General features: G+C 69.4%; 21 protein-coding genes and 8 pseudogenes. 14 read left to right on the forward strand and 15 right to left on the reverse strand.

The genetic code is table 11. From position 1 onward, the window contains the following. Window positions 1–11 precede the first annotated feature (11 nt). Window positions 12–1010 (reverse strand): LacI family DNA-binding transcriptional regulator, encoded by a 999-nt coding sequence (locus ACWCXX_RS21925; RefSeq protein ID WP_451129672.1) that lies wholly within the window; start codon window positions 1008–1010, stop codon window positions 12–14. A gap of 336 nt (window positions 1011–1346) precedes the next feature. On the opposite strand from ACWCXX_RS21925, the gene ACWCXX_RS21930 reads away from it, so the two are divergent. Further along, entirely contained in the window at window positions 1347–3356 is a 2010-nt protein-coding gene (locus tag ACWCXX_RS21930; protein ID WP_451129674.1) for a glycogen debranching N-terminal domain-containing protein, read from the forward strand. 482 nt (window positions 3357–3838) lie between these two features. Here ACWCXX_RS21930 and ACWCXX_RS21935 read toward each other — a convergent pair. Then, a pseudogene (locus ACWCXX_RS21935) lies at window positions 3839–4142 on the reverse strand (VOC family protein). A 134-nt stretch (window positions 4143–4276) separates the two neighbouring features. After that, entirely contained in the window at window positions 4277–6700 is a 2424-nt protein-coding gene (locus tag ACWCXX_RS21940) for an endonuclease/exonuclease/phosphatase family protein (RefSeq protein ID WP_451129676.1), read from the reverse strand. Window positions 6701–6836: 136 nt separating this feature from the next. Here ACWCXX_RS21940 and ACWCXX_RS21945 point away from each other — a divergent pair, with 136 nt between their 5' ends. Continuing rightward, the gene (locus ACWCXX_RS21945; RefSeq protein WP_451129678.1) at window positions 6837–7139 is read left to right on the forward strand and encodes a hypothetical protein; all 303 of its coding nucleotides are present in this window, start codon (window positions 6837–6839) and stop codon (window positions 7137–7139) included. A 145-nt stretch (window positions 7140–7284) separates the two neighbouring features. On the opposite strand, the gene ACWCXX_RS21950 is transcribed toward ACWCXX_RS21945, so the two are convergent. Beyond that, entirely contained in the window at window positions 7285–8622 is a 1338-nt protein-coding gene (locus ACWCXX_RS21950; RefSeq protein ID WP_451129680.1) for an aminotransferase-like domain-containing protein, read from the reverse strand. Between the two features lie 88 nt (window positions 8623–8710). Here ACWCXX_RS21950 and ACWCXX_RS21955 point away from each other — a divergent pair, with 88 nt between their 5' ends. The 3 genes from ACWCXX_RS21955 (at window position 8711) to ACWCXX_RS21965 (ending at window position 10945) form a co-directional block, all read left to right on the forward strand. Continuing rightward, a complete protein-coding gene (locus ACWCXX_RS21955) occupies window positions 8711–9334 on the forward strand; it encodes a DJ-1/PfpI family protein (RefSeq protein WP_451129682.1) in 624 nt (207 codons plus the stop codon). Between the two features lie 529 nt (window positions 9335–9863). Further along, the gene (locus ACWCXX_RS21960; protein ID WP_451129684.1) at window positions 9864–10301 is read left to right on the forward strand and encodes a hypothetical protein; all 438 of its coding nucleotides are present in this window, start codon (window positions 9864–9866) and stop codon (window positions 10299–10301) included. Then, a complete protein-coding gene (locus ACWCXX_RS21965; protein WP_451129686.1) occupies window positions 10298–10945 on the forward strand; it encodes a hypothetical protein in 648 nt (215 codons plus the stop codon). Before ACWCXX_RS21960 ends, ACWCXX_RS21965 begins: the two co-directional genes overlap by 4 nt. 783 nt (window positions 10946–11728) lie before the next feature. Here ACWCXX_RS21965 and ACWCXX_RS21970 read toward each other — a convergent pair. Continuing rightward, a complete protein-coding gene (locus ACWCXX_RS21970; protein ID WP_451129687.1) occupies window positions 11729–12562 on the reverse strand; it encodes an NAD(P)H-binding protein in 834 nt (277 codons plus the stop codon). Window positions 12563–12857: 295 nt separating this feature from the next. Between ACWCXX_RS21970 and ACWCXX_RS21975 the strand changes: the two are divergent. Then, window positions 12858–13622 (forward strand): annotated as a pseudogene (locus tag ACWCXX_RS21975) (helix-turn-helix domain-containing protein); the annotation flags it as partial. A gap of 135 nt (window positions 13623–13757) precedes the next feature. Here the strand turns inward: ACWCXX_RS21975 and ACWCXX_RS21980 are convergent. The 5 genes and pseudogenes from ACWCXX_RS21980 to ACWCXX_RS22000 all read right to left on the reverse strand — a co-directional run. Then, a pseudogene (locus tag ACWCXX_RS21980) lies at window positions 13758–14093 on the reverse strand (transposase); the annotation flags it as partial. A 74-nt stretch (window positions 14094–14167) separates the two neighbouring features. After that, window positions 14168–14371 carry an antitoxin gene (locus ACWCXX_RS21985; protein ID WP_451129689.1) on the reverse strand — a complete coding sequence of 68 codons (204 nt, stop codon included), beginning with the start codon at window positions 14369–14371 and terminating at the stop codon, window positions 14168–14170. A gap of 243 nt (window positions 14372–14614) precedes the next feature. Continuing rightward, on the reverse strand, window positions 14615–15196 hold the full coding sequence (locus tag ACWCXX_RS21990) for a TerD family protein (RefSeq protein WP_451129691.1): 582 nt from the start codon (window positions 15194–15196) through the stop codon (window positions 14615–14617). A 323-nt stretch (window positions 15197–15519) separates the two neighbouring features. After that, complete coding sequence (locus ACWCXX_RS21995) at window positions 15520–16233, reverse strand: hypothetical protein (protein ID WP_451129693.1); 714 nt, start codon at window positions 16231–16233, stop codon at window positions 15520–15522. A 134-nt stretch (window positions 16234–16367) separates the two neighbouring features. Further along, entirely contained in the window at window positions 16368–16928 is a 561-nt protein-coding gene (locus tag ACWCXX_RS22000) for a TerD family protein (RefSeq protein WP_451129695.1), read from the reverse strand. Between the two features lie 535 nt (window positions 16929–17463). On the opposite strand from ACWCXX_RS22000, the gene ACWCXX_RS22005 reads away from it, so the two are divergent. After that, window positions 17464–17859: a BlaI/MecI/CopY family transcriptional regulator gene (locus tag ACWCXX_RS22005; protein WP_451129697.1), complete on the forward strand. Its 396-nt coding sequence runs from the start codon at window positions 17464–17466 to the stop codon at window positions 17857–17859. A 4-nt stretch (window positions 17860–17863) separates the two neighbouring features. Then, window positions 17864–18793, forward strand: a complete 930-nt coding sequence (locus ACWCXX_RS22010; protein WP_451129699.1) for a M56 family metallopeptidase — start codon at window positions 17864–17866, stop codon at window positions 18791–18793. Between the two features lie 166 nt (window positions 18794–18959). On the opposite strand, the pseudogene ACWCXX_RS22015 reads toward ACWCXX_RS22010, so the two are convergent. After that, window positions 18960–19279: pseudogene (locus tag ACWCXX_RS22015) on the reverse strand (sporulation protein); the annotation flags it as partial. A gap of 202 nt (window positions 19280–19481) precedes the next feature. Here ACWCXX_RS22015 and ACWCXX_RS22020 point away from each other — a divergent pair. Then, window positions 19482–19847, forward strand: coding sequence for an ArsR/SmtB family transcription factor (locus ACWCXX_RS22020; RefSeq protein WP_451129701.1), 366 nt, complete (start codon window positions 19482–19484; stop codon window positions 19845–19847). A gap of 41 nt (window positions 19848–19888) precedes the next feature. Here ACWCXX_RS22020 and ACWCXX_RS22025 read toward each other — a convergent pair whose 3' ends face one another. Then, window positions 19889–20113 (reverse strand): hypothetical protein, encoded by a 225-nt coding sequence (locus tag ACWCXX_RS22025; RefSeq protein WP_451129703.1) that lies wholly within the window; start codon window positions 20111–20113, stop codon window positions 19889–19891. A gap of 119 nt (window positions 20114–20232) precedes the next feature. After that, window positions 20233–20454, reverse strand: coding sequence for a hypothetical protein (locus tag ACWCXX_RS22030; protein ID WP_451129705.1), 222 nt, complete (start codon window positions 20452–20454; stop codon window positions 20233–20235). Window positions 20455–20667: 213 nt separating this feature from the next. Here ACWCXX_RS22030 and ACWCXX_RS22035 point away from each other — a divergent pair. The 4 genes and pseudogenes from ACWCXX_RS22035 to ACWCXX_RS22050 all read left to right on the forward strand — a co-directional run. Then, window positions 20668–21261 (forward strand): annotated as a pseudogene (locus ACWCXX_RS22035) (ion transporter); the annotation flags it as partial. Window positions 21262–21453: 192 nt separating this feature from the next. Continuing rightward, a pseudogene (locus tag ACWCXX_RS22040) lies at window positions 21454–21678 on the forward strand (CNNM domain-containing protein); the annotation flags it as partial. Window positions 21679–21871: 193 nt separating this feature from the next. After that, window positions 21872–23185: a hemolysin family protein gene (locus ACWCXX_RS22045; RefSeq protein WP_451129714.1), complete on the forward strand. Its 1314-nt coding sequence runs from the start codon at window positions 21872–21874 to the stop codon at window positions 23183–23185. After that, window positions 23182–24201: a hemolysin family protein gene (locus tag ACWCXX_RS22050; protein ID WP_451129706.1), complete on the forward strand. Its 1020-nt coding sequence runs from the start codon at window positions 23182–23184 to the stop codon at window positions 24199–24201. The genes ACWCXX_RS22045 and ACWCXX_RS22050 overlap by 4 nt, the downstream gene beginning before the upstream one ends. 408 nt (window positions 24202–24609) lie before the next feature. Here ACWCXX_RS22050 and ACWCXX_RS22055 read toward each other — a convergent pair. Next, window positions 24610–24828: pseudogene (locus tag ACWCXX_RS22055) on the reverse strand (IS5/IS1182 family transposase); the annotation flags it as partial. Window positions 24829–24904: 76 nt separating this feature from the next. Between ACWCXX_RS22055 and ACWCXX_RS22060 the strand changes: the two are divergent. Continuing rightward, a pseudogene (locus tag ACWCXX_RS22060) lies at window positions 24905–25228 on the forward strand (IS5 family transposase); the annotation flags it as partial. Window positions 25229–25249: 21 nt separating this feature from the next. Here the strand turns inward: ACWCXX_RS22060 and ACWCXX_RS22065 are convergent. After that, window positions 25250–25834, reverse strand: coding sequence for a DinB family protein (locus ACWCXX_RS22065; protein ID WP_451129708.1), 585 nt, complete (start codon window positions 25832–25834; stop codon window positions 25250–25252). Window positions 25835–26051 lie beyond the last annotated feature (217 nt).

Raw genomic sequence — 26051 nt, forward strand, 5'->3', positions numbered from 1 at the left:
TACCTGCGGTGTCAGCGGTCCGCCGCAGAGGGGGTGGAGCTGTCCCTGACCACGAGCCGGGGCGTCAACAGCCGCTGCTCGTAGGGGCGCCGGGGGTCGGCGATCCGGGCGAGGAGCATCCGCACGCACTCCTCGGCGGCTTGTTCGAGCGGTTGCTCCACGGAGGTCAGCGGCGGGTCGAGGAGTTCCACGAAGGGAGAGTCGTCGAAGCCGGTCACCGCGACGTCCCTGCCGGGCCGCTGTCCGCGCTCGCGCAGCGCGTCGTAGCAGCCCAACGCCAGGGCGTCGCTCACGGCCACGACAGCCGTCGCCCCCTTGTCCAGCAGGGTGCTCGCGGCTCGGCGGGCGGCGTCGGGCCGGTTCTCGGCGGTTGCGGAGAGCCTCGGCCCGGGTGCCTCGTGGCGCTCCATCGTGCGCCGCCAGCCCTCTGTACGGTCGTCACCGGTGCCGCTGCCGACGGGCCAGCCGAGCAGGCCGATGTTCCGGTGTCCCGCCGCGATCAGGTGCTCGGTCGCGGCCTCGATGCCTGCGGCGCCGTCGATGTCCACCCAGTCGCCGTAGTCCTGTTCGCCCCAGGAGCGGCCGAATGCGACGAAGGGCACCAGCCTGTCGTGCAGCCACTCGTGGCGCGGGTCGTCGTTGCCCGTGCGGTCCAGGACGAACGCGTCGACGGCCTGCTCCCGCAGCAGTTCGTCGTAGCGCTCGATCTCCTCCTCTCGGGAGTCGACCGAGAAGACCAGGAGCCGGTACCCGGCCGCCGCGGCCAGCGCGTGCAGGAACCGGTCGTTCACCGCGTTGGAGCGTCCGGCGACGCTGCGCGCGAGTGCGAAGCCGATCGTCCGTGACTCACGACGGCGCAGGGAGCGGGCCGCCGTGTGCGGCCGGTACCCGAGTTCCTCGATGGCGGCCTTCACTCGGGCCAGCGTCTCGGGACGCAGGAGTTCGGGCTTGTTCAGCGCGTTGGAGACCGTCTGCTTGCCGACCCCGGCAAGGCTGGCCACCTCGGCCATCGTGGGCGGCCTCGAGGCTGATCCGGGACCGGCACCGCGGTCGGCGGAAGCGTTCTCATTCATTTCAGTCCATACAGAACGTCGGGTACGGTGTGGACACGAACCGAATTGGATCGATCCAATACTTGCTTGGATCGATCCAAGCACGAATTTCCGCCACTGTACACGCCCCAGCCGGCAGCAACGAAGGCCAAAGGTCCCGCCTCGATGACACAGCAGTTCTCTCAGCAGACGCAGTTCCCGACGCAGCCACATGACCTCCCCACATCCGCCTCCCAGCCCGGTGGCCAGCCGTTCGTTCACGATGCGGTGCTTGTCCTGTGGGCGCCTTCCTTCGTGGCGTCGCGCCCCGGCGGCGACCTCACGGCACCGGTCGACGGCTTTTACCACGGCGACCGCCGCTTTCTGCGCTCCTTGCGCGTCGCCGTGGACGGGGTGCATCTCGTTCCCACGAATTCCGTACTCCAAGGGGCCGACCGCGCCACGTTCGACGCGGTTCTGCGCGGCGTGGCCCAGCAGACCCCCGACCCGACAGTGACGATGCTGAGGGAACGCACGGTCGCACCGCAGCAGTTCACCGAGACGCTGTCCCTCACCAACCACGGCTCTCTGCACGCCCGGCTGACCGTCCACGTCACCGCCGAAAGCGACTTCGCCGCCATGGACGCCGTCAAGAGCGGGGCCACCACTCCCCTGCTCGAACCACGAAGCGCGCACAACCGTCTGACCTGGTCCGCGCAGGACGCGCAGATGTCACTCACCGCCCGCCCCTCTGACGCCGCCGAGGCCGGTGTCTCGGTCCTCGGCACCTGCGGCACCTTCGCCTTCGAGGTCTCCCTCGCCCCCGGTGAGAGCTGGTCCTGTGTGCTCGAAGGCCGGGCCGTCGGGAGCATCTCCACCCCCTTCGGCCCGGCAGCGCACGAGAACAGCCTCTGGGCAGACCTCCGACTCGACAGTGCGGACAGCGACTTCACCCGACTCGTCGGCCGGGCCGAACAGGATCTCGTCCGGCTGCTGCTCTCCGATCCCGAGGCCCCCGAGGATCTGTTCGTCGGGGCGGGCGCGCCCTGGTACCTGACCCTGTTCGGCCGCGACTCGCTGTGGACGGCGCGCATGCTGCTGCCGCTGGGAACGCAACTCGCGGCGGGCACGCTGCGCACGCTCGCCCGCCGGCAGGGCCGCGTCAGCGTGGCCGAGACCGAGGAACAGCCCGGCAAGATCCTGCACGAGGTACGCGCCGAGACGCAGGAACTCGACGACGGCACACGGCTGCCCGCGCAGTACTACGGCACCATTGATGCCACCCCGCTGTGGATCTGCCTGCTGCACGACGCCTGGCGCTGGGGCATGCCGTCCGCAGAGGTCGCCGAGCTGCTTCCGAACCTCGAAGCCGCCCTCGACTGGATGGTGGAGCATGGCGATCCGGACGGTGACGGCCTGCTGGAATACATCGACTCCACCGGCACGGGCCTGGCCAACCAGGGCTGGAAGGACTCCGGCGACTCGGTGCGCTTCCGGGACGGCTCACTCGCGGAGGCGCCCATAGCCCTGTGCGAGGTGCAGGCGTACGCGTACGAGGCGGCCGTCGCCGGTGCCGCGCTCCTCGACGCCTTCGGCCGACCCGGCGCAGACCGCTGCCGGGCCTGGGCCGCGCACCTTCAGGAAGCCTTCCGTCGCGGCTTCTGGGTCCATGACGAGCACGGCCCCTACCCGGCCATCGCGCTCGACGCGGACAAACGGCCGGTCGACGCCGTCACCTCCGGCATGGGCCACCTCCTCGGCACCGGACTGCTGAACCCGGAAGAGGAGGCCGCCGTCGCCGACCGGCTCCTCACCCCCGGCCTGGCCGACGCCTTCGGGCTGCGCACGTATGCCACGGGCAACGGGGGCTACAACCCGCTCGGCTACCACATCGGCAGTGTGTGGCCGCACGACACCGCCATCACCGTGCTGGGACTCGCCCGCGCGGGATTCCCGGACCACGCGCGAAGGCTCGCGGAAAACCTGATCGCGGCCGGGCCCTCCTTCGACTCCCGACTGCCCGAACTCTTCGCGGGCACCGCCCGTTCGACCTCCGCCGGGCCAGCGCCGTATCCGGCCTCGTGTCGCCCCCAGGCATGGGCCGCCGCATCGTCCGTCGCCCTGATGCAGGCCCTCCTCGGCCTCCGGGCGAACGTGCCGGACGGAGTCCTGACCGTCCGCCCGGTCGCAAGCCGGTTGCTGCCGCTCACCGTCTCGGGCCTCAACGTGGCCGGACACGAGTTGACCGTCTCGGTCACGGCGGAGGGCTCGGTGCGAACGCACACGTCGGCGCCTGTCGGGGTGACCACCGGCCACCCCGCCTGAGCAGCCTCCCTCAAGCCGGGCACGAAGCGCAGCGCACCTGTCCAGGTCCCCGCCGACGCCGCGCTTCGTGCCTGTTCCCCCTCCGCCCCGCCGCCAGCCGCAGTGGACGGCGCGGGTCCCGTCCGGACTTCGGCCTGCGATGAGGTCTCCGGCCGTGCGCGTCCTTGTCCGCGGCACGTCCGGCGTGGCATCGGTCCACTGCTGCCGCACTCAGCGGGAGTGATCTCCCCGGCAGCCTGGACCGGTTCCCCTCACGAACAGCTCGCACTCATGCCCGCTCAACCGCAGCGAGCTTCCACCCAGCCGAAGGTACCGCCGACCGGGCGTGACGGATCGTCGGACCAGGTCCAACAGCTCGGGGTCGGTGGCGGCATAGCGCATGGCTGCGTCTTTGCCCGGCGAGGACCCGGGTGCCAGCGGTTTGCCCAGGGGCCCCGAGCAGCGATTGCCAGTGCCGCGGCAGGCAACGTTCGCCCCGTCGACTACGTCGCGCAGCCGCTCGACGGACGATCCGCAGCAGCCGCTCTCCCTCGCCACCGACCGGTGTCAATGACACAGAAGCGGTTGCCTTCAGGATCGGCGAGCACGACGAAGTCGGCTTCATCCGGACAAAGGTCCAGTCGACGGGTCGGCCCCAGGGGCACCAGTCGCTCAACTTCGGCGGCCTGGGCGGCTGCACCCCGGCACCAGCACCACCCAGCCGTCTTCCATCTCCTCGCGCGGGACGTACCCCAGGGCCTCCGTCCAGAACACGGCCGCACGTGACACATCCGAGACGCCCAGCACATCGGGCTGCGTGTCGGAAGAGGGGCGTCGCACGGTATGCGCCACCTCCGTACCAGGTGTGAACAGACCGGCAGGACAACGAGCTCCCCCGCCCGGTCGGGGATCGGGCGGGGGAGGCTCGGTGGCGGGCCGGGTCAGGGCTTGACGCGGACCACCTGCGGGTCGTGGTCGGATGCCTGGGTGGCGAACTCGCTATTGATGTGGACGACGTCGTAGCGAGTCTGCTGCGGCTTGAACGCGGGGCTGACCAGGATGTGGTCGAGCACCTGCGAGTTGCCCTGGTAGACGTACGAGTAGCGCTCGGACGCGGGCAGTTCGTTCACCAGGTCGCGCAGGACGCCGCCCTCGGTGAGGGTCTGGAGCGCGGGCGAGAACTGGTAGTCGTTGAAATCGCCGAGGGAGACCACCCGGGCGCCGGGGTCGGCGGCCAGGAGTTTGGCGACGAAGGCCCGCTCGATCTCGGCCTGCTTGACGCGCTGCACCTCGGAGCTGCGGGTCGGTGCCTGGAAGCGGCTGTCCAGGCCCTGGTCGCCGCCCTTGCTGTTGAAGTGGTTGGCGATCACGAAGACCGGCTTGTTGTGGAACTTGAACTGACCGACCAGTGGCTTGCGGCTGCTGTTCCAGGCCTCGTCGGCCGGGTCGATCCGGCCCGGGGAGGCGGTCAGCGAGGTGCGCTTGCCGGTGCCGGTCACGTCCACGGCGGTGGTGGAGTCGCCGCCGGGTATGTCGGTGAAGGAGACGCGGTCGGGGTTGAACAGGAACACCTGGCGGATGTTGCCGCCGGGCTCACCGCCGTCCTTGCCGTTCACCGGGTCGACGGAGCGCCAGTCGTAGGCGGGGCCGCCGGCCGCCTTGATCGCCTCGACGAACTTGGCGACGGTGACGTCGGACGTGACCGTACCGTCGTTGACCGGTCCGTTGTCGTCCTGGACCTCTTCCAGGGCCAGGATGTCGGGCGAGCGCAGGTTGGTGACGATGCCGGCCGCCAGCTCGGCGAACTTCTCGTCCGGGTCGCCCGGGTCGAGGTTCTCTACGTTGTACGTGCCGATCGTGAGCTCGCTCGGCAGGCCGGACTGGGTGACCTCCCGCTTCAGCCCGCCCGACTGGACGGCGCCGAGCCGGGTGGCCTGCACCGCGTAACCACCGAACTTGGTGTAGTCCAGGGGGCCTCCGGTGGCGCCGGTGAGCCGGTCGCCGACATCGGCGGCCGGGAAGTCGGCGGCCTCGCCCAGCGACTGGACCATGAGCCGGCCGGCGTTCTGCTGGTCGTAGCCGAGGTACACGGACCCGCCGCGGGACGAACGCGGGTCCTGCTCGCGGGCGTTCACCCACAGCTCGTGGTACGAGTTGCTGGCCTGCGTCACCGGTACCTCGCGGACCTCGACGTTCATGCCCTCCAGCGACTCGTACAGGTCGAGCGCGTAGGTGCCGGGCCGCAGCGGCAGGGACTCGATCGAGCCGCCCGCCGCGTCCGGTGCGTACGCCGCCGGGACGGCCGAGTCGTCCAGCACCACCGGGGCGGGCACCTGGTTGTTCGAGGAGACCACGGTGACCTTGGGGTTGGACAGCTCGGTGAGGGACTGCGAGCCGCCCGAGCTGTTCGGGTAGTACTCGGTGACCTTGGCCGTGACCAGGACCGAGTCGCCGACCTTGACGGCCGGGCCGGCGCCGCCGGTGTAGACGAAGACGCCCTCGCTGGTGGCCGGGTCGGCGTCCGGGTTCGGGTCCTGGATCCAGAAGCCCTTGGTGCCGTACGTACGGACGCCGGTGACGATGCCGGGAACACCCACGACCGTCTTGCCGGCCAACGGCGAGAGGCGGGTGGCGCCCTGGATGTCGTGGACGCGTACCGAGCCGGGCTCGGTCGGGCCGGTGTCGCCCCCGCCGGAGCCGCCCCCAGGGGTGGCCTCACCCTTGCTGTTGACCGGGGTGGGCTCGCCGGCCTGGAAGTCTGCGGCGTTGTCGTCGGTGTCGGCGAGAGACGCGGCGCGGGCCACCGAGGCGCTGTTGGAGGCGCCGGGGGCGGCGCCGGAGCCCTCGTGGACCACGGCGGTGCCGAAGCCCACCAGGTCGACGACGCGCGGATCCGCGGCGCAGTCCGCGGCGGTCTTGCAGGTCAGCGCTTCGGTGCCGTTGACGAGCGCGATGGTGCCCGTGGTGGCGGACAGGGCCAGGCTGCCGGTGGCGTCGGCGGTCGGCAGGTCCACGGTGCCGCCCGTGCCCGCCGCCTCGGCGACCAGGTAGCGGGCGCCTGCGGCGACCGCGCCCCTCAGCGGGGTGACCCCCCACTTGCTGCTGGCGCCGGGGCTGCCCGGCAGGTACTGCACGCTGTAGCCGGCCAGACCGAAGGCGGCCCCGGACGGGTTGGCGAGTTCGATGAAGTCGTTCTTCAGCGTCGCGCCGGAGTTGCCGCCACCGCCGTAGACCTCGGCGATGACCACGCCCGCGGACGGGGTGGCGACCGCGCCGGGCAGCGGGACGAGTACCAGCGACGCGGTGACGGCGGCGGGCAGGGTGGCGCGCAGCAGTGTGCGTCGGGCAGGGAGGGGACTGGGCACCGTTGCGGTACTCCTTACTGGCAGGACACAGCCTGGTCGCCGCGGCGCCAGGGGGCGGTGAGGGAACGTCAAAGTGGTGACGGGGACGCTTGAGGGCGCCTCGCACAGATCCAGAAGCTGAAGATACGCGCGTAGAATGTGGCGTAACAAGGCTTCGGACATGAACTTCTCGTCGCCATGTCCACCTGTCCGGTCGCTGTTTCCGCAGGCCGGGCCGGGACGCGCACCGGAGTCGGACCATCGTCCGGAGGAAAGCCCGCGACGACGGGCCGCGACCCGCGACGACGGGGCAGCCTGGAACGGGGTGACGTCGTCGCAGGCGGCGGGCATCTCTGGGGAGAAGAAGGTCAGCGCCCCGGGCCTCTACGCTGTCGGCCGGCAGATCACCTGCCCCTACACGGTGCGCAACACAGGCGGCACCGCGATGTACGGCTCGTGAACGTCTCGGGCGGTCACCGGTCCGAGAACCGTGATCTCCCCATCGGTCTCGGGTCGCATGCCCACCGGTTCACCCTTGGCTTCCAGCGCCGACGATCTTTCGCACGCTGACGCTGGTGGGCAGGAACCGGCTGATCGAGGGGAGTTCAAGCGTAAGCGTCCTCGACGGCTACTCGTCGCACTGTACGCAGTGTCGACTGGAGACTGTCCAGATCGGTCGAGCCCAGAGCGAGGCGGATCGCTTGCGGTGTGTGCGTCGAGGTGGTGAACGGCTCGGCCGTGGACACCGAGATGTGCTGACGCGCGAGGGCGGCTGTCAGGCGGTCGGCGCGTGCGTCGTCGGGCAGCGGCAGCCATGTGAAGTAGGACGAGGGGTGGCTGATGAGGGGTAGGCCTGCCAGCTCTTGTCCGGCGAGTGCTTGGCGGGTCCTGGCGTCGTCTCGTTTCAGCGCTTCCAGGTGGTCCACCGTGCCGTCCTCGAGCCAGCGGCAGACGATCGCCGTGGTGAGGGCCGGGGTGTTCCAGGTGGTCGCCCGAATCGCGCGTTCGAGCGAGGGCACCGCAGAGGGCGGGGCAACGACGAAACCGACCCGAAGACCGGTGGCGACGCTCTTGGACAGTCCCGAGACGTAGACGGTGATGTCCGGCGCGATCGCAGCCAGGGGCGGTGGCGAGTCCTCCACCAGGTAAGCGTAGGAGGCGTCTTCGATGAGGAGCGGGCCGTACTGTCGAGCGATCTCGACGAGGCGGGTTCGGTCAGGTGCCGGCATGACCCAGCCCAGAGGGTTGTGCAAGGTGGGCATGGTGTAGATCGCGCGCACAGGGCGCGTCGCGCACAGCTTCTCGAGGGCATCGAGATTCGGCCCGTCGGCGGTTACGGGTACGGGTTCCAGGTCGAGATGAAAGGCATGCGCGAGCACCTTGAAACCTGGATAGGTGAGTGCGTCGACCGCGACGACGTCGCCGGCGTTGAGCGCGGCCATGACGGTGATGGCCAGGCCGTGCTGCGCACCGTTGGCGATGAGGATCCGATCCGCGTCAGTGGTGATTCCTCGACGCCTCAGGTGCCGCGCGAACGAGGCTCTGTCCTGGGGACGCCCTCGATGTGGTTGGTAGCGCAGCAGCGAGTCGAGATCACCAGAGGTGGCCACCTCTCGCAGTGCCTGCCGGAGGAGATCGGCTTGCCCAGGCAGCGACGGATAGTTGAAGTTGAGGTCGACCGCATCCGTGGCGACGACCTGTTGATCGATGCCGTGACCGGCGGGAACCGCGATGTCACGCACGAATGTACCGCGGCCTTGTTCCCGGCTCACCAGGCCCATCGTTTCCAGCTCGGCGTACACCCGGGTCGCGGTCACCACGGCGATGCCCTCACGAGCGGCGAGCCCGCGGTGTGTCGGCAGCCGCACGCCCGCGGCGAGCCGCCCGGTCCGGATGTCGCGTGCAAACGCGTCGACCAGCTTTTTGTACCGCGAAGCTGCCATGCATTGGATTGTACGCATGACAATTTTTCGACTGTCCTGTTCGTGGGTCTTTACGGTCAAGACCCACCCACCGGGAAGGACAGCCGCCGTGCACATCGCCATCCTCACCTTCGAGGGTTACAACGAGCTCGACTCTCTGATCGCGCTCGGTGTGCTCAACCGCATCAAGACCGACGACTGGCGCGTCACCATCGCCACCCCAAGTCCCAAGGTGACGTCGATGAACGGAGTGGTCATCGAGCAGATGTCCACTCTTGAGGAGGCGTGCACTGCTGACGCCGTCATCGTCGGCAGCGGCATGGCCACCCGTGAGGTCGTCGAAGACCCGGCGATCATGAGCGTCCTGCGTCGCCTGAACCCCTCGCGCCAGCTCATCGCGGCACAGTGCTCCGGCGCGCTCGTGCTGGCCGAGCTCGGCCTGCTCGACGACATCCCCGCTTGCACCGACTTGATCACCAAGCCCTGGGTCGTCGCCGCCGGCGTCGAGGTGCTCAACCAGCCCTTCTACGCCAAGGACAACATTGCGACCGCCGGCGGCTGCCTGGCCTCGCACTACCTCGCCGCCTGGATCATCGCCCGCCTCAAGGACAACGGCGCCGCCGAAAGCGCGCTGCACTATGTCGCCCCGGTCGGCGAGAAGGAGGAATACGTCGAGCGCGCCTGGCACAACATCACCCCCTACTTGCCCGCTGCCACACCGGTGCTCGCCTGAACGACGAGTCGCAGACAGTGACCGGCCAGGAAGCCGCCCCGGCAGCCGGGCCGGTCGCTCGCGGCCCGATGTGGGAGCCGGTCCGTGGGTGACGACACCTCTCAGCCGTCCCCCGGGCCGCGACCTCACACCAACCCGGCGAACCGTCAACCGGGCGTTGATCAGCGACTCCCCGGCCGGCCGACCGTTCCAACGGGATGCCATGACGAGGCACACTGCCCGTGACGTCGATCGAGACGGAGTGAAGAGGCGAGCAGGCGGATGCTTGTTGAAGTCGAGCGGCTCGGCGCCCGCCTGCTCGGCGCGGATGAACCACTCCTTCATCGGTGCGAGTCGGACAGCCGCCCAGTTGGCATGCCGTCCGCAAGATGGGCCATGACGAAGCACGGACGTTGACCTGTACCCCCCGGGTGCTGACGGGCTGAAGCTCCGCCGGGGCGGTTCTTCGTGTGCTGATCCGAGTCATCCGTCCGGGGACTCCAGTGGTGAAGAAGGCGCATGCACGGCCGGGGTGTGGCACGGTCCGGTCATGAAACTGATCAGCGTCATTGCCGCGACAGTCGCAGGTGCCGCACTCGTGGCCGGGCCGGTGTCCGACGCGTCGGCGCAGCGGTACTGGAACAAGAAGGTGCGGTGCGAGCAGGCCGATCCCGAGGGGCGGGTGATCCCCACCCGGTACGGGAACGGCGATCTCGGCTGGAATCATTTCTCCGGCAAGCACAACATCAAGAAGTGCCGGGTGGTCGACACGGCTCTGGCCGGGAAGGTGGACAAGAAGAACGGGGGGCGCCTGGAGTACTACGGGGTCGCCCGCAACGGCACCCGGCTGGTCGAGGTCGTGGTCATCGTGCAGTACACCCGCCGCACGGCCGACGGTGAGTACGACGCGGGCAAGGGCAAGAAGATCGGCGTGATCACGGCCTACTGCAAGGGCGTCAACAAATGCCCGTCCTGGATCAACCAGTGAACGGCCCGTACGGAGAGACCCCGTACGGGGAGACGGTCGAGCAGCAGGCGTACCTCACGCAGTTCCTCCTCGACTACACGGCGGCGCCTCTCGTCGGCGTCACCTTTCTGCGGGGGGTGCTGCCGACACGGGACGCGGTCCGGGTCGTGACCGGCGCCGGTGACCCCGTGGAACCGGATGCGCCGGTCGCCTACGAGGTGCCGCTGGTGGACGACGACGGAGAGCCGGTCACCGCCCCGCTGGTGCTGGGCTGGGTACGAACACTCGCAGCCGGCACTCCCCCGCGTCCGGACACGTCCGTGATGGGCATGCCTCTGGTCCGGGTGGACACCTCCGTCGTCGAGCCCGCTCCGCCGACGCGCACGGACCGGGTACTGCGCGTGCTGCGAACACTGGCCCGGCCGTTCACCGAGACGCCGCCGGACCCCCCGCTGTGCGGTTTCCTGCTCACCGGGCAGGACAGCATGCGGCTCTACGTCGCAGTCGATGAGGCCGACGGGCCGGTCGCGGTCGATGTGCGCCTCACCGGCGCACTGACCGCGCTGCTCGCCGCACTCCCCGCACTCGTACGCGAGAAGGAACGCCGGACGACCGACGAAACCGACCCGCACTGCGTCCACGCGGTCGACCTCACCGCCTGGTGACAGCCGGCCGACGGCAAGCCCAAGAGAGAGAGGGTAGCCCCCGCTCCTGGGGCCGACGCGCCTGTTCCGGCTCCGGTTGCCGGGGCGGGCGATGACTCTCGGCCTGCCCTTCACCTGACGTCCGGCAGCCTTACGTCACCGGGTCGGGGGCAGGCCCAGAGACCGGTGCAGGCCCTGCGGACAGACCGGTTCGTCTGCTGCGGCTTCGAGGCGCCGCGGGAGTCGGCTGCCTTGCCGTGACGCAATGGCCGTGGGTGAACGCGCGCAGGAAAGTGCCGAGCGTGGAGGGGCACGGATACCGCCGAACACAGTCGGCACCACACCGTGCCGCAGGACGTCGAGGTCGTCGATGCTGTCTGCGCCTGCGCCCATGCCGCCCACGATGCTGGTGGACCTTCACGTCCGCCGCCGCACCCGCGCCGTTCCTCATCCCGGTCGTCCTGACCTTCTTCGCCCCCAGTCGCGGCAGACCACACCGCTCGGCCGGCCGCACCCCCGGGACCAGCCCGGCCCGCACAATCAGATTCGGGTCATCGAACGCAGCGGAGACCGCCTCCGACGTACGGGAAACCTGCCTCTCGGAAGCGCCTTGCTGATTGCGCGTGCCGGAAGCGTGAAGAACTCCCATCATCACAGGCCACATGGCACTCCTTCATCCTCCCAAACGTCATCCCCAGGCATCAGCCGGTGGATCGAGGTTCAACGGGCTGCCGGCCGTCCTGCTGCTGGCACGTACGTGAAAATCCCAACCGGGACGCATGAACACCATCAGGGCCGGGCGACTCAGCGGAAGGCGGCGACATTCTCCGCAACCCACTGGTGAAATGGCCTGGCCGGGGAGCCGGTGACCCTTGAGACCGTGTCGCGTACCGTCAGCAGTTCGTCGTTGACGTGCCCGCCCGTCACATCCAGCACCGCGGCTGCGGCCTCGTCTCCCAAGAACGCGGACATGTGACGGTGGGCCTCCTCCCGGCTGATCTCTGCGAAGGGCACCTCCCGCCCCAGGGCCGCCGCGATGGCCTCCACCTGCTGCCGGGCCGTCACTCGCTCCGGGCCGGTCAGCGCGTACGTCCGCCCCTGGTGACCGGGCTCGGTCAGCGCCACCCGCGCCACCGACGCAATGTCCGCAGGGTGGATCGTGGGGAGCCCGGTGTCTGCATATGGCAAGCGCACCGCTTGGTGCTCGCGGATTGACGCCGCCCACCACAGCGTGTTCGAGGCGAACTGCGTCGGCCGCAGGATCGTCCAGGTCATGCCGCTGTCCTTGAGGAGATGCTCGACAGCCAGGTTCTCGCGGGCAGGGCCCAGATGCGGATGGGTCTGAACGGTGATGGACGACACGAGCACCACCTGCTCGACACCGGCCTGCCGGGCGGCGTCGAGGATGTCGGCATCCGGGCCCATCCGCGACACGAGGAACAGCGAGCGCACCCCGTCCAACGCGGGCTTCAGCGAAGCCATGTCAGCGAAGTCACCCTCATTTACATCGACCCCCTCGGGGAACGAGGCCCGCGCAGCGTCACGAGTGAGCCCCCGCAGTGGCCCGGCGCCGCACGCATGCAGCTCCTTCAACAGAGCACTGCCGATGTTCCCGGTGGCTCCCGTCACGAGAATCATGAGCGCCTTCTCCCCTCGCCAGACGATCAACTGAGGGAAAGGCTAGAATCTCAATCGAACTTGAGGTCAACAAGCCTCCTGACAAGACACCTGTCACCGAGCCCCTCCCTCCGTACTGGGCCGGGCACTTCGCCGAGCACGCAAACACCCCCGCGCGTGGTCACCACAGGGCCGTCATTTCTCTTCAACATTTACGAGCCGATTGACCACCAATTGCCTCCGTAATTCGTTGACAAACGCTGTTCCCAGTACTCTGACGGCATGGGTTCGCCGGGTTGGTGATTGTGGCGGTTGGATGTGCGATGACATCCGGTCCGACCGCTGGAGGCGCGGTGGCCGAGCCCGTCCGCGGGCGCAGACCGACCAGGAGGGGCAACGGCTGCAGCAGCTCGTGCGCCGCGGCAGCACGAGTTCGGTGCGCTACCGGCGCGCGATGATGCTGCCGGCCTCGGTCGGCAAGAACCGGGCGCCAGTGATCGCACAGCTGGTGCAGGCCGACGAGGACACCGTCCGGGATGTGATCCATCGGTTCAACAAGATCGGCCTGGCCTGTCTGGACCCTCAGTGAGCGGGAGGCCGTCCCCGCCAACTCAGCTCTGACGACGAGGCCTTCGTCATCCAGACGGCCACCACCCGCCCCACCGAGCCCGGCCGGCCCTTCACCACTGGTCCCTGCGCAAACTTGCCGCCTGCCTGCGGAAAGTCCACGGTCGGGTCATCCGCATCGGCCGCGAAGCATTACGCTGCCTGCTCGCCCGCCGCAGCATCACCTTCCAGCGCACCAAGACGTGGAAGGAGTCCCCTGGCCCCCGAGCGCGAGGCGAAGCCGGACCGGACCGGACCGAGGAAGTGGTGGGCCGCTTCCCGGACCGGGTCTTCGCCCTCGACGAGTTCGGCCCGCTCAGAATCCGGCCCACCGCAGGCCCCGGCCGGGCCCGCCGGAAACACCCTGACCGGGTGCCCGCCACCTGCCACCGCACCCACGGAGTGCGCTACTTCCACGACTGCTACTCGATCGGCGACAACACCCTGTAGGGGCGTCAACCGCAGCGAGAAGGGCATCCGCTGGGGCGAACGCCCGGTCCCGGAGTACGGCTCGCATACGGGCACCGCTTCTGCGGGACAACCCTGAGGCCGACAGCGTGGTGGAGATCCCGACCACGTGGTGCATGCCGCGGGCGTTCAGGCCGAGCCGGGATGCCGCCGCGTCACCGTATCCGGCGTCCGCGATGGCCAGGGACAGCTCGATGTCCCACGAACGGGCCTCATCGGCCATGTCGAGGGCCGGCTGCCCCTTCTCCGCATGGCCGACGTCGTCGGGGATGCCACAGGCCCCGCGGCGTGCGACCTTGTCCGGGTCCGCCTTCGGCGATGCGGAATCCCAGGTCTGTGGCAGGAACAGCCGCCAGTCGACCGCCACCGAGGCGTGACCGGACACCAGGTGCACCCAGCCCCTTGCGGGCCTTTCTCCGGCCCCGTCGTCAACATCATCGCGCCGACACGTCGGCCGAGGGCCCGGAAAGCAGCCCATGGGTCATCCGCTGTCCGACGGAGCGATTCGTCGGGGCCCGCCTGCATCCGCAGCACCGTGCCACTGAGCCCGGTTCAGTCCGATGCGGCCTTTTCCCCGAGGCCTTCGACGTAGTCCTTTGCCTTTTCGAGACCGCTGTCGATCTTGTCGCTGTACTTGCCGTCTGTCTTTTCGTCGACGACCTCGGCGACCTTTTCCAGCCCCTGGCCGACGGCATCGCCATGCTCGGCGGCCAACTCCACCGCCTTGTCCTTGAGGTCCTTCAAGCTGTCGAACACTCTTCAGTCACATCCTTCCTTGTCGTACTGTCGGCCCGAGGCGGCGCCCATGGCGTCTGCTCGGTCCAGAACAGGTCCTCCGAGGACCTCGCACCGCCACGGGGAACGTCGTCGGGACCTCGCCTCGTCCGGCAAGGCGTCTCCCCACTCCGTCGAGCACCCGGTCGCCGCTGGATCAATCGCGGGACTTGCCGAGCATGGACGTCCGTCTTCTTCCCGTTGACAGGTGACAAGGTGGTCGGGTCAGAGGTGACGGGCGATGGCCGGCATCAAGTCCTGGAACGTACGGCCGTCGGCCGGTTCCCCGATGGCGGACATGCTCCATCCGTTACCCACGCGGTGGACCTTGGCCATGATCTGAGCGGTGCAGGCCCCTCCGCCGGAGAGGGTGTAGCGGGCGAGCTCCTGGCCGCTGGTCTCGTCGATGAGGCGGCAGAAGGCGTTCTCCACCTCCGCGAAGGTCTGGCCGGTGAAGGAGTTGACGGTGAAGACGATCTGGTCCACGTGGACAGGAAGCCGTGGCAGATCCACGAGGATCGACTCGTCGTCCCCGCCCTGTCCCACACCACCGACGAGGTTGTCGCCGGTGTGACGGACCGAACCGTCGTCGCTGACCAGATGCTGGAAGAAGACGACATCCACAGGTTCTCGGCCGGCGAAAAGCACTGCGGACGCGTCGAGGTCGATCTCCTTGGCGGTGAACCTGGCGAGGAAGCCCTTGCGGGGCGCGGCCTGCCAACCCAGCCCCATGCGCACGACGTTCAGCTTCCCGCCGTCGCCCTTGTCCAGGCTGATCTGCTGGCCCTTGGTCAGTGTGACTCCCACCGTGCTCCTCCTTCAGAGCCGAGGTGTGTCGGCTCGGTGCCGCGTCGATTTCTCCCACGAAAATCTACATCACTGTAGAAGTAAACGGGCAGGGTATGTTTCGAGACTCGGACGGAGGGCGGCGAGGCCGGTCCGAGGGCGATCCTTTCCGACAACGCAACGGACAAGATGGAGCAAGTACGGCGCCCGCCTGACGGCTCCGGCTCCGGCTCCGGCTCCGCACAGTCGCCCGATTCAGCCCGCGACCTGCCGCATTGCGCCGGGAACACCGTTCGCCGGTTCTGCGGGCACGAAGGAATCGCGACACGAAGGCCGCCTCGCACTCAGTCCTGCGAAGGGGAAGCGGGTGCCGTGAAGCCCGGCCTGCTGTATCCCGGACGGGAACGCCGACGCACCGTCGGCGGCACGGGCGGGAGCTGCTGCGCTGCGGTCGGCGGCAACCGCAGCTGGTGGCGGAGAAAGGGAAGCAGTCCACGCTCCAACAGGGCTTTACGCCATGCCGCTCGGGCGTGCGCGAGGGCAACGCCATCGGGCCTGCCGGAGGTGGCCCGATGGCGGGCCGCGGTGATGAACAGCCCCACCACGGCGGCCGCCCCCGCGACCGCCGTCACGACGAGAGCCGCCCAGCCGGTTCCGATGAGCGAGTCGGCAAGCGACCGCTCGGCTTCGACCAGCTGGAGGACGTGTCCGAGGAGAAGAAATATGACTGCCGCCGCGGCGGACAGCGCCGGCGTGAGTACGACCAGGGCCGCCAGCAGCCCGTGTCCGGTGGCGGCGGGACGGGCCCGACCGGACAGGGAGCGGGACGCCCGCCCGTCCGCGGCCCGCAGCCGACTCAGGGTGGCGTACTCGGCGGCCGCTTCGGCGGCGATGACATCGGCGGCGGCCAGGGCCCGCGCGCGCAGTTCGCCCGCGGTGACGGGTGCGGTCGGCAGGGCGAGCGCCTGGCGGATGTCCGGGACGGCGAGCGCCTCGTGCAGTGCCTGCTCGAACTCGGCTCCGCCCGCGCCCCCGTTGCGGGCCGACTCGTCATTCATGAGGATCCCCCGGTCACAGGGCGTACCGACCCCACCTGTGAGGCGGAACGGGACGCGAGGCAGGCAAGGCAGTGGATGTCCGCGTCGGGCGGCCCGGAGACCCGGCCAGAACCCAGCCGCAGCGGGGCGGCAGGTCAGACGTGCACGCCGAAGTCGGCGGCGATGCCGGCCAGGCCGCTCGCGTACCCCTGACCGACGGCGCGGAACTTCCACTCGCTGCCGTGCCGGTACAGCTCCCCGAAGACCATCGCCGTCTCCGTCGCGGCGTCCTCGGACAGGTCGTAACGGGCGAGTTCGACGTTGTTCGCCTGGTTGACGACACGGATGAAGGCATTGCGGACCTGGCCGAAGCTGTGACCGCGGTTCTCGGCGTCGTGGATGGAGACCGGGAAGGAGATCCTCGCGATCTCGGCGGGAACGGAGGCGAGGTCCACCTTGATGCTCTCGTCGTCGCCCTCGCCCTCGCCGGTGTGCTCGACCGAGCCGTCGGGGCTCTTCAGGTTGTTGTAGAAGACGAAGTACTGGTTGGAGGCGACCTTGCCGGACTCGTCGAGCAGCAGGGCGCTGGCGTCCAGGTCGTAGTCGGTACCGGTGGTCGTCCGCACGTCCCAGCCCAGGCCGACCACGACGGCGGTCAGCCCTGGGGCCTCCTTGCTGAGCGAGACGTTGCCACCCTTGGCGAGGCTCACACCCATGTCACATTCCTTCGCATGCCGAGGACCGGGCAGTTGGCCCGGTCTGCCGAGTAACGGAATCTGAAATCTACAGCACTGTAGAAGATGGTGAGCGGATCCGGACAGCAGCCGGTCGCGCCCCGGGTCCGGATGGGCATCTCGGGCCGGCTCGACCGCACAGGCCGGCCCCCTCCTCGACGTCGACAACCTCTGATGCCGAGGCCACGGCCGGCGCGGGATGTGCCAGGCCATGTCTCCATGGCCCTCCCCCTCGGCCCGACCCTCAACCCCTGCACACCTTGCCGTGACGCCCCCGCGGAACGCGGTGCTCAGCCGTTCGCCGCGGAACTCTCCCCGGACGACGAGCAGTTCCTGAAGCTTCTTCCCGGCACCACGGCAGGGCGGGGAAACCGGTCCCTTCCTTCGAGCGGGGGCGTACCCGATTCGTGCGGTCCTCGTGGAGGCCGGGAAAACGGGGAGGGACGGGCAGGTGGCGGGTCAGTACGATGAACCGGTCCCAGCGGCAGGCGGGGCAGGGAGGCGGAAGGTCGACGGCATGACGGACCACAACAGCGAGCACACGACGCGCCGACGCGGCCAGGGGGAACTGGAGACGCAGGTGCTTGCCGCGCTGCGCCAGGCACCTGAGCCGGTCACCGCGGCCTGGGTTCAGGAACGCCTCGGTACGGGTCTGGCCTACACCACGGTGATGACCATCCTCACCCGGCTGCAGGCCAAGGGCGCGGTGGTGCGCGAGCGCGCAGGCCGCTCCTTCAAGTGGACGGCGGTCGCCGACGAAGCCGGTCTCGCCGCGCTGCGGATGCGGAAGGTCCTGGACTCCGAGGCGGACCGCGAGGCCGTGCTGGCAAGTTTCGTGACCGTGCTCTCGCCCGGCGACGAGCGGCTGCTGCGGGACCTGCTCGCGCAACCGTCGGCGGAGGAGGAAGACTAGCCACATGGGAGTCTTCGTCTTCCTGCCGCTGGTACTGCCCTTGACGGCATGGCCGATCGCCCGCCTTGCCGAGCAGCATCTGCACCCCAGAGCCGCGACCTGGTTGCTGACGGGTGTCGCGGCCGTGCTCGCGGTGTGCAGCACTCTGTGCCTGGCTCTGCTGATGGTGGTCGGAACCGCGCAGCTGCCCGGCAACCCGCTCCCGGACGGATGGTCGGACCCGGAGGTGCGCGAAGCCGTTCCCTACGACGAGGTCGCCGGCCGAGCCGCCATTCCGGCCCTGCTCGCCGTGCTCGCCACGTGCACACAGGTCGTGTGGCGGCACCTTCGGGTGCGCCGCCGGGCCGAGCACGCCCTGTCGGGTCTGTCCGACAAGTCCGTGGCGGTGCTGCCCGACCACGTCCCGTACGCCTACGCCCTGCCCGGCAGGCGGGACAGGATCGTGGTCACCACCGGGATGCTGGCCGGGCTGAGCGGACCCGAGCGGCGGGCCCTGTTCGCCCACGAGCGGGCCCATCTGACCCGCCGCCACCATCGCTTCCTGCTCACCGTGCAGCTCGCGGCGCGTGCGAACCCGTTCCTGCGCCCGCTGCGCACCGCCGTCGCCTACTCCGCGGAGCGATGGGCCGACGAGGAAGCGGCGCTCGCGGTCGGCAGCCGCCGAACCGTGGCCGTGGCGGTCGGCAAATCCGCGCTGTTCTCCCGGGGCGCGCCCGTGGCGACGCTCGCCCACTTCGCCGCCGCGGGGCCGGTACCACGGCGGGTTGCCGCCCTGCTCGGGCCGGCCCCCACCACGCGGATCTGGCCGCCGGTGTTCACCACCGTCGGGCTGGCCGCCTGGGGAGCCGCGGCGGGCACGGCCGTGTCGGCCCTGGCCTCGGCGAACGCGGCCGTCACACTCGTCCTCATCCTGCACGCGGCCACCCCCATCTGACCGGTTCGTACCGGAAAACAAAGGAGGGTGACGTCACCGGGTGGCGACGTCACCCCCTTTGTTCCGATCGGCCGGTCAGGAGCGGGAATTGAACCGTTCCGAAGCGGCGACGGTCATCCACAACACGCCGATCCGCCTTGCTCACGAAGCGGAAGGCCCCTGCGGTTGAGGCACGGTGCTCGACGAGTTGACGGATCCAGCCATCGACCCGGGAGTTCCAGTCGATCTGCTCGACGCCGGGGTGAGCGGCGGTGAACCGGCTCAGCACGCCGTGCCCCTCGGAGAAGAAACCGCCGCGCCCGTCGGCCTCCGGTGTGATCTCCGTCCCCGCCGGGCCTGCGAGGAAGGTCACCTCGATCCCGTCGACCTGGTGTGCGTACCGCGGCGCCGGGCGAGTTCCGCCTCCCGGTGGAAGGGCAGCTGTTGCCCCGCCCCTCCGATGCGACCGAGTTCGAGGTCCGCCGGCTTGAAACCGAAAGCGAGCCGAGCGGGCGTTTGAACACCATGAGCCGTTCGCTCCCTCAAATCGCGTGTACGGTTCAGCACTTCGGGCCGTATACCCTCGATCCATCTACATGCATGTAGAAGCACAGGGGCGGGAGGACCGTCCCGGGACGAGCCGGAGCCGGGCAGAGCGCGCACATTCGGACAGCGCGCGGCGCCGTCGGCCGGAGAGGGGTACGAACAGGTGACGGCGGACGACAAAGGCGCTCTCGGGGATGCGCCCGACGAGACCCTGGAACAGGCGGCTGCGACCTTCGGCCTGCTGGCCTCCCCGGCGCGGCTGCGCATCCTCCGGGCCCTGGCGCAGGGCGAGGCCAACGTGACGAACCTCTTGGACCAGGTCGGCGGGGCGCTCTCCACGATCAGTCAGCACCTTGCCGCCCTCAAGAGGTCCGGGCTCGTCGGCGCCCGCAGGGACGGACGGTGCCAGGTGTACTTCATCGAAGACCCCACCATCCTCACCGTGATACGACTCGTGGTCGAACAGCTCTCCGCACACACTGCGGTACAGCCTGCGCCGACAGGCGCTCCCCACCGGAACACCCTCTGACCGCAGAGCGCCCGCGCCGCGACACGGCGGCTCCCTCGACCTCAGGGGCTCGCCGGATCGAAGGCGTATCGCAGCCCCTCGGGCTCATGACCGTTCCGCCGGTAGACATGGAAGGCGGCCGCATGCATACGGCTCTGCGGGGGCTCCATCTCGCACGGACGGATCACCTGAATCACGTCGGGGCGCCCCGCCACACGGACGCGCACACCATCAGCGGGTCCGCCGCCGGGCAGGGCGGTTTCCCATACGGCTTCATCGATCGGCACGGTCGGCACCTCGGGGGCGTAAACGGATCGCAGCCTTTCCGGTACACGCCTGCCGACCGGCCGTGGACGGCAGCGGTGCCCCCGCAAAAGGCGGAGGGCACCTACGGCAACCGCCAGGGCTACTTGGGGGCAACGTCGAGCGCGGCAAGCGCCTGGGCCCAACGTACGTACTTCAGTTCCGCGAGATCGGAGACCGTCTTGACCCCGAACGCCTCCTGAAGGAGTTCGCCGTCCCGGTCGGACACCCCCTTGAGCGCGGCGACCGGAGCCGCGAGGATCTCGGGCAGACCCTTGTCCGCCCACGCCTTGTCCAGCACCTTGTCCAGGTCGATCGAAGCCATGACACCCTCCCAGAAGTAATGGACGAGCACGGGGAACCGGAACACGCATGCGCCCCGCCCCGCATTCTCTACACAACTGTAGAAGAACAGCGGTGAATACCTCAACCGCAGCGCGCCGCAAGGGGGTTCGAACGCGCCGTCCGGAACGAACAGGCGGATGGCTGCCGGGGCGGCTCCCGCCACGAGGAAGGCCGAACGGCGACGGACGAGCCGCGGAACATCCGCTCCACTCTGCGGCTGCTCCGGCTCGCTCGCGTGCTGCGGGCCGCCCGTTTCCTTCCTCAGTTGCGCATCGTCATCGTCGCGGTCGGCAAGAGCCTGCCCGGCACGCTGAGTTTTCTGATGGTGGGCAGCCTGCTCCTCTACGTGTACGCGATGATCGGCCGGGTCTTCCTCGGTGCGAACGATCCCGAACGCTTCGGGTCGACCGGACGCGCCGTCCTCACTCTCTTCCTGCTCATCACCCTCGACGGACTGGGTGACGCCGTACGCATCGGCCTGGAGATCTCCCGCTGGACCATCCTCCACTTCGCCGGCCACGTCCTCCTCGGCTCCTTCGTGCTGGTCAACCTTCTCGTCGGTGTCGTGCTCAACTCCCTTGAGGAGGCCCGTGCGCTCGAAACGTCATCACGGCCCGTGCAGGCACGGCCCGCCCCGGAATCGCCCGCGCCACCCGATGCCGAACGGCTGAGGGACCGGATCGACCCGGCCCGCAGGGCACTCGACGCCCTGGAGACAGAGCTCGCCGCCCTTCCGTCGCCCCGCGCCCGTCCCGAGTCGCGTACCGCCGACCTCCCCGTGCCCTGACAGGGAGCCGCGCCTTCGGCTCTCGATGCTCGTTTCTCTTTCCTTTACAGTGGTGTAGAAATTTGTGCGACTGCCTGGCCACTGATTTCGTTCGAGGACGAGAAGGAGGGAGCGACCCGCAATGGGTGAGCCTCCCGCTACCAGCTGTGCCGCCGCTCCGGCCGCGTCGAGCCAGGGAGCGGGTGTGGCGCGGTGACCGAGCCGCTTCTGGCCCTGGCTCTCACGCCTGCGTGTGCGGTGTTCGTGGCGGTCGAGTTCTCGCTGACCACCGTCGAGCGCGGTGAGCTGAAACGGGCCGTCGAGGTCGGGGAGCGCGGCGCGGAGAGTGCGTTGCGTGCCGTCCGGCAGCTGACCGTGCAGCTCTCCGGCACCCAGCTGGGCGGCACCGTCACCTCACCGGTCATCGGCCCGGCCGCCACCGTTCTCGGCTGCGTGACGACGGAGGACCTCCTGGAGGAGCTGGTCGGCCCCGCCGCCGCATGAGCCCGCGCGGCCCGCCGCGTACCCGCAGATACTCAGTTCTGATCACCGCTCTGATCACCGCCCCATGAAGGAGTACCTCCTTGTCCGCCAGATCGACGCGCCCCGAGACGACGGGGGGCGGCAGCCGATGAACGCCGTTCTCGGCCTGCTGGCCGTCCTCGTCCTGACCGCGGGCACCGGCTACTTCGTCGCCCAGGAGTTCGCCTACGTGGCCGCCGACCGTCTCGCGCTCGCCCGTGAGGCCGAGGCGGGCGACAAACGGGCCGCCCGCGCACTGAAGGTGCTCGAACGGCTCTCCTTCATGCTCTCCGGGGCCCAGCTCGGCATCACCGTCACCGGCCTCGTCGTCGGTTTCCTCGCCGAGCCGTCCGTCTCCGCGCTGCTCGAACCCGCTCTGGGGGGAACGGGCCTGTCCAACGCTGTCGTCTCGACAATCTCCGTCGTGCTCGCGTTCGTCGTCGCCACCGTCCTGCAGATGGTGCTCGGCGAACTGGCGCCGAAGAACCTGGCCCTCGCCGTGCCCGAGCGGCTCGCCAAGTCGCTGGCCGCCTCGACCCTCGTCTACCTCAAGATCGTCGGCCCCGTCGTGCACGTCTTCGACGGCGCCGCCAACAAGCTGCTGCGCAAGGTCGGCATCGAGCCGGTCGAGGAACTGCACCACGGCGCCACCCTCGAAGAGCTCAGCCACCTCATCGGCGAGTCCCACGAGCGGGGCGAGCTGCCCGCGGACACCGCCGAACTGCTCGACCACGCCATGGAATTCTCCGAGCGGACCCTCGACGAGGTGATGGTGCCGCGCGCCGATGCCGTCTTCGTCCGCAAGGACGCCGCCCTCGCCGAGGCCGTCGACCTGATCGCGGAGCACGGCCACTCCAACTACCCCGTCCTGGGCGACCATCCCGACGATGTCGCCGGGGTTCTCGGCGTACGCGAGCTGATGCGGGTGCCCGTGGAGCGCTTCCAGGACCTCACCACAGGAGAGAAGGCCCGGCGCCCTCTCCTCCTTCCCGACACCCTGCCGCTGCCGCAGGCCGTCGCCCAGATGCGCGAGCGCGACGACGAGTTCGCCGTCGTCCTGGACGAGCACGGCGGTGTCGCCGGCATCGTGACGTACGAGGACATCGCCGAAGAACTGGTCGGCGACATCGCGGACGAGAACGACAAGGTCGTCGCCCTCGCCGTCCCGGACGTCGACGGCTGGCGGGTCGACGCCGGGCGCCGCCTCGACGAGATCGAGGAGGCCACCGGCATCGCACTGCCGGAGGAGGACGACTACGACACCGTGGCCGGCCTGATCATCGACCGGCTCGGCCGCTTCCCGACCATCGGCGACCGCCTCACTGTCGACGGCGTCCGCATCGAGGTCCTGAGCCTCGACCGTCACGTCCCCGAACGCGTCCGCATCGAACGCGTCGCAGCCACGGAGGAGACGCAGGCATGAGCTTTCCCATGGCTCTCTTCATCACCGTCCTGTTGCTGATCGGCAGCGGATTCTTCGTCGCCGCCGAGTTCGCGCTCGTGGCCGCCAAGCGGCATCGCATCGAGAAGGCCGTCGCGGACGGGCAGCGCGGCGCCAGAGCCGCGCTCGCCGGCATGCGCGAGCTTTCCCTGATGCTCGCGGGCGCCCAACTCGGCATCACCATCTGCACCTTGGGGCTCGGCTCCATCTCCAAGCCCGCGATCTCCCACGAGCTCGACCCGCTCCTGGTGAAACTGGGCCTGCCCACGGCGCTCAGCTACGGCATCGCCTTCGCCGTGGCCATGATCATCGTGGTCTTCCTCCACATGGTCGTCGGCGAGATGGCCCCCAAGTCCTGGGCCATCGCCCACCCCGAACGCTCCGCCATGCTGCTCACCCCTCCCTTCCGGGCCCTGGTCAAGACCGTGCGCCCGCTGCTCTGGCTGCTCAACAGGGTCAGCAACGCGCTCGTACGCATGTGCCGCGTCCAGCCCCGCGACGAACTGGCCGCCGTCCACAACCGCGAACAGCTCACCCACCTCGTGGCGGAGTCGGAGCGGCTCGGCCTGATCAACAAGACCGACTCCCAGCTGATCACCCGCTCCCTCACCGAACCCCAGACCCCGGTGGCGGACCTGCAGACCCCGGCCGCCCGCATCGTCACCGTTCCGGCCGACGCCGACCTGGACACACTCCTCGCCCAAGCCTCCGAGGCCGACCGCTCGCGCCTCCTGGTACGGGACGGCGATCGCTTCCTCGGCTCGGTCCACGCCCGCGACGCCCTGGTCGCCCGCACCCGCGGCCGGGCCCTCACCGCCCGCGACCTCGCCCGTCCCGTGCCCGAGCTGCTCACCGGGACCACGGTGTCCGAGGCCGTCGAACAGTTGCGACGGCGTCGGGCCTCCCTGGCCGTCGTACGGGACGGACAAGGGGAACTCACCGGTCTGGTCAGCCTCGACGACCTCCTCGTCCGGCTCATGGGGCCTCAGGCGGTCTGACGCCCGCAGGCCGGGCAGCAGCCACCCGGGGCCCGCCCTTGCAACCTCTGAAACTTCTCGGGCAGACCCGGATCAGTCAGTCGGGCAGCCGGGCCACGGCAACGTGATCCGGCTGCCCGACTTGGAACTCCTGACGAAATGAGTGATGGGGGGGAGGCCAAGGGTTGTCCCGCAATGCCCGGCGGGCGCACGACGACAGCCACTTCCCCGAGCTCCCGGCTGCGCTCGGGCAGAGGAGGCCCCGTCCTCGCCGCGTTGTCGGAACGCCCGAACACATCCAGCATGCGGGCACCCCTCCGCCTCGCGATGCACCGCATCCGACGCCGCGCGCCGATCCACCAGGCATTGCGGGACGACCCTTGGGCTCACTCGGCATGAGTCGGAGTGGTTCGCAGGCGGCAGCCTTCTGGCGAACGCGCGCTCCACGACCCAGCGTTGAGTGCCGAGCCCGGATCCGTGTTCGGTTTCCCGGCGGGCGATCCGCGGTTTCACATCGAGGCCCCGGACCAGACGGCGGTACTTGTCGCAGTCGTGGCCGCGGTCGCCCAGGACCACGTCCGGACGGCGCCGGAACCTGCCGCGTTTGCCTCGCACGGACGGCACGGCCTCAAGGAGGGGGATCAGCCTGCGCGACATCATGGACGCGATCTTGTACGTGGACCGCACCGGGGCCCAGTGGCGGTACCCCCGCACGACTTCCCGCATCCGCAAGGCGTGGGTCGGCGGCGGTTCCCGCCAGCACCTCGTCGAGCATGCCGCCACCCCCGGCATCGACATGGAGATCACCGCCCGCAAGCCTGGGAGCAGGGGCTTCACCCCGATCCCGAAGCGGTGGGCGGTCGAGCGAACCTACGGCCGACTCATGCTCCACCGCCGCCCGGACCGCGACTGCGAAACCTTGCCCACCCGCTCCGAGGCCGTGATCCACATGGCCATGACCGACCTCCTGGCCCGCCGCCTCACCGGCGAGAACACCATCTCCTGGCACTACCCGAAGAAGGGTACAGAGCATCCCGTCCCGGGATGAAACGTCGGACGAAAGCGACCTCTAAGCCTTGATCGATGCGGCCGACCTGGCGGCCTGCTCGATCTTCGCGCAGTAGGCTGCACGGGCTTCCTCGTCGATCTGCTGCTCGTGTTCGGCGCGCAACCCGGTCCGGCCGTCGAGGCCCTCGCGCAGGATGTCGGCGTGCCCGGCGTGCCGGATGGTCTCGCCGAGGACATGGACCATGACGGCGAACAGGTTCGTGTCGGCATAAGGCTCCGGCCACCACGGCACGTGGCCGGGGGCGTCCAGGGGAAGCTCGTCGATCGTCGCGTCCGAGTGTTCCCACGTGCGCCGGTAGAACCCGATGATCTGATCGCGGGTCTCGCCCTCGGCCGCCCACTGATCGCTGCCGTCGGAGTCCTGCCACCGGGGCAGCGGTTCCGGGGAAGGGCGGTCGAAGACCTCGCCGAAGTACCTGGCCTCGACGGTGGCCACATGTTTGACCAGGCCGAGGAGGTTGGTCCCGGTCGCCGTCAAAGGCCGACGGGCGTCGTACTCGGACAAGCCGTCGAGTTTCCAGAGCAGCGCCTCGCGGTCCCGCCGCAGTCTTCCGTGCAGGTTGTCCTTCGCGAATTCATCGATCATGCGGCATGAACCTTCCATGGGTTGTTCGTGGTCTCAAGATCCCGTATGGGGTCCACAACGACCGGCAGAGCCGGGGCTTTGGACTCCTTGCACAATGAGCCACCGGGAGTGACCGACTGTCAGTTACTGAGGTTTTCGGGTTGTCGTCGGGTAGTGACGGTTCATGATCCCTGCGATATGCCGGTGGTATGCGTTATCCGGAGGGTGGGGGCTTGAC

Source organism: Streptomyces sp. NPDC001732, from assembly GCF_053596315.1.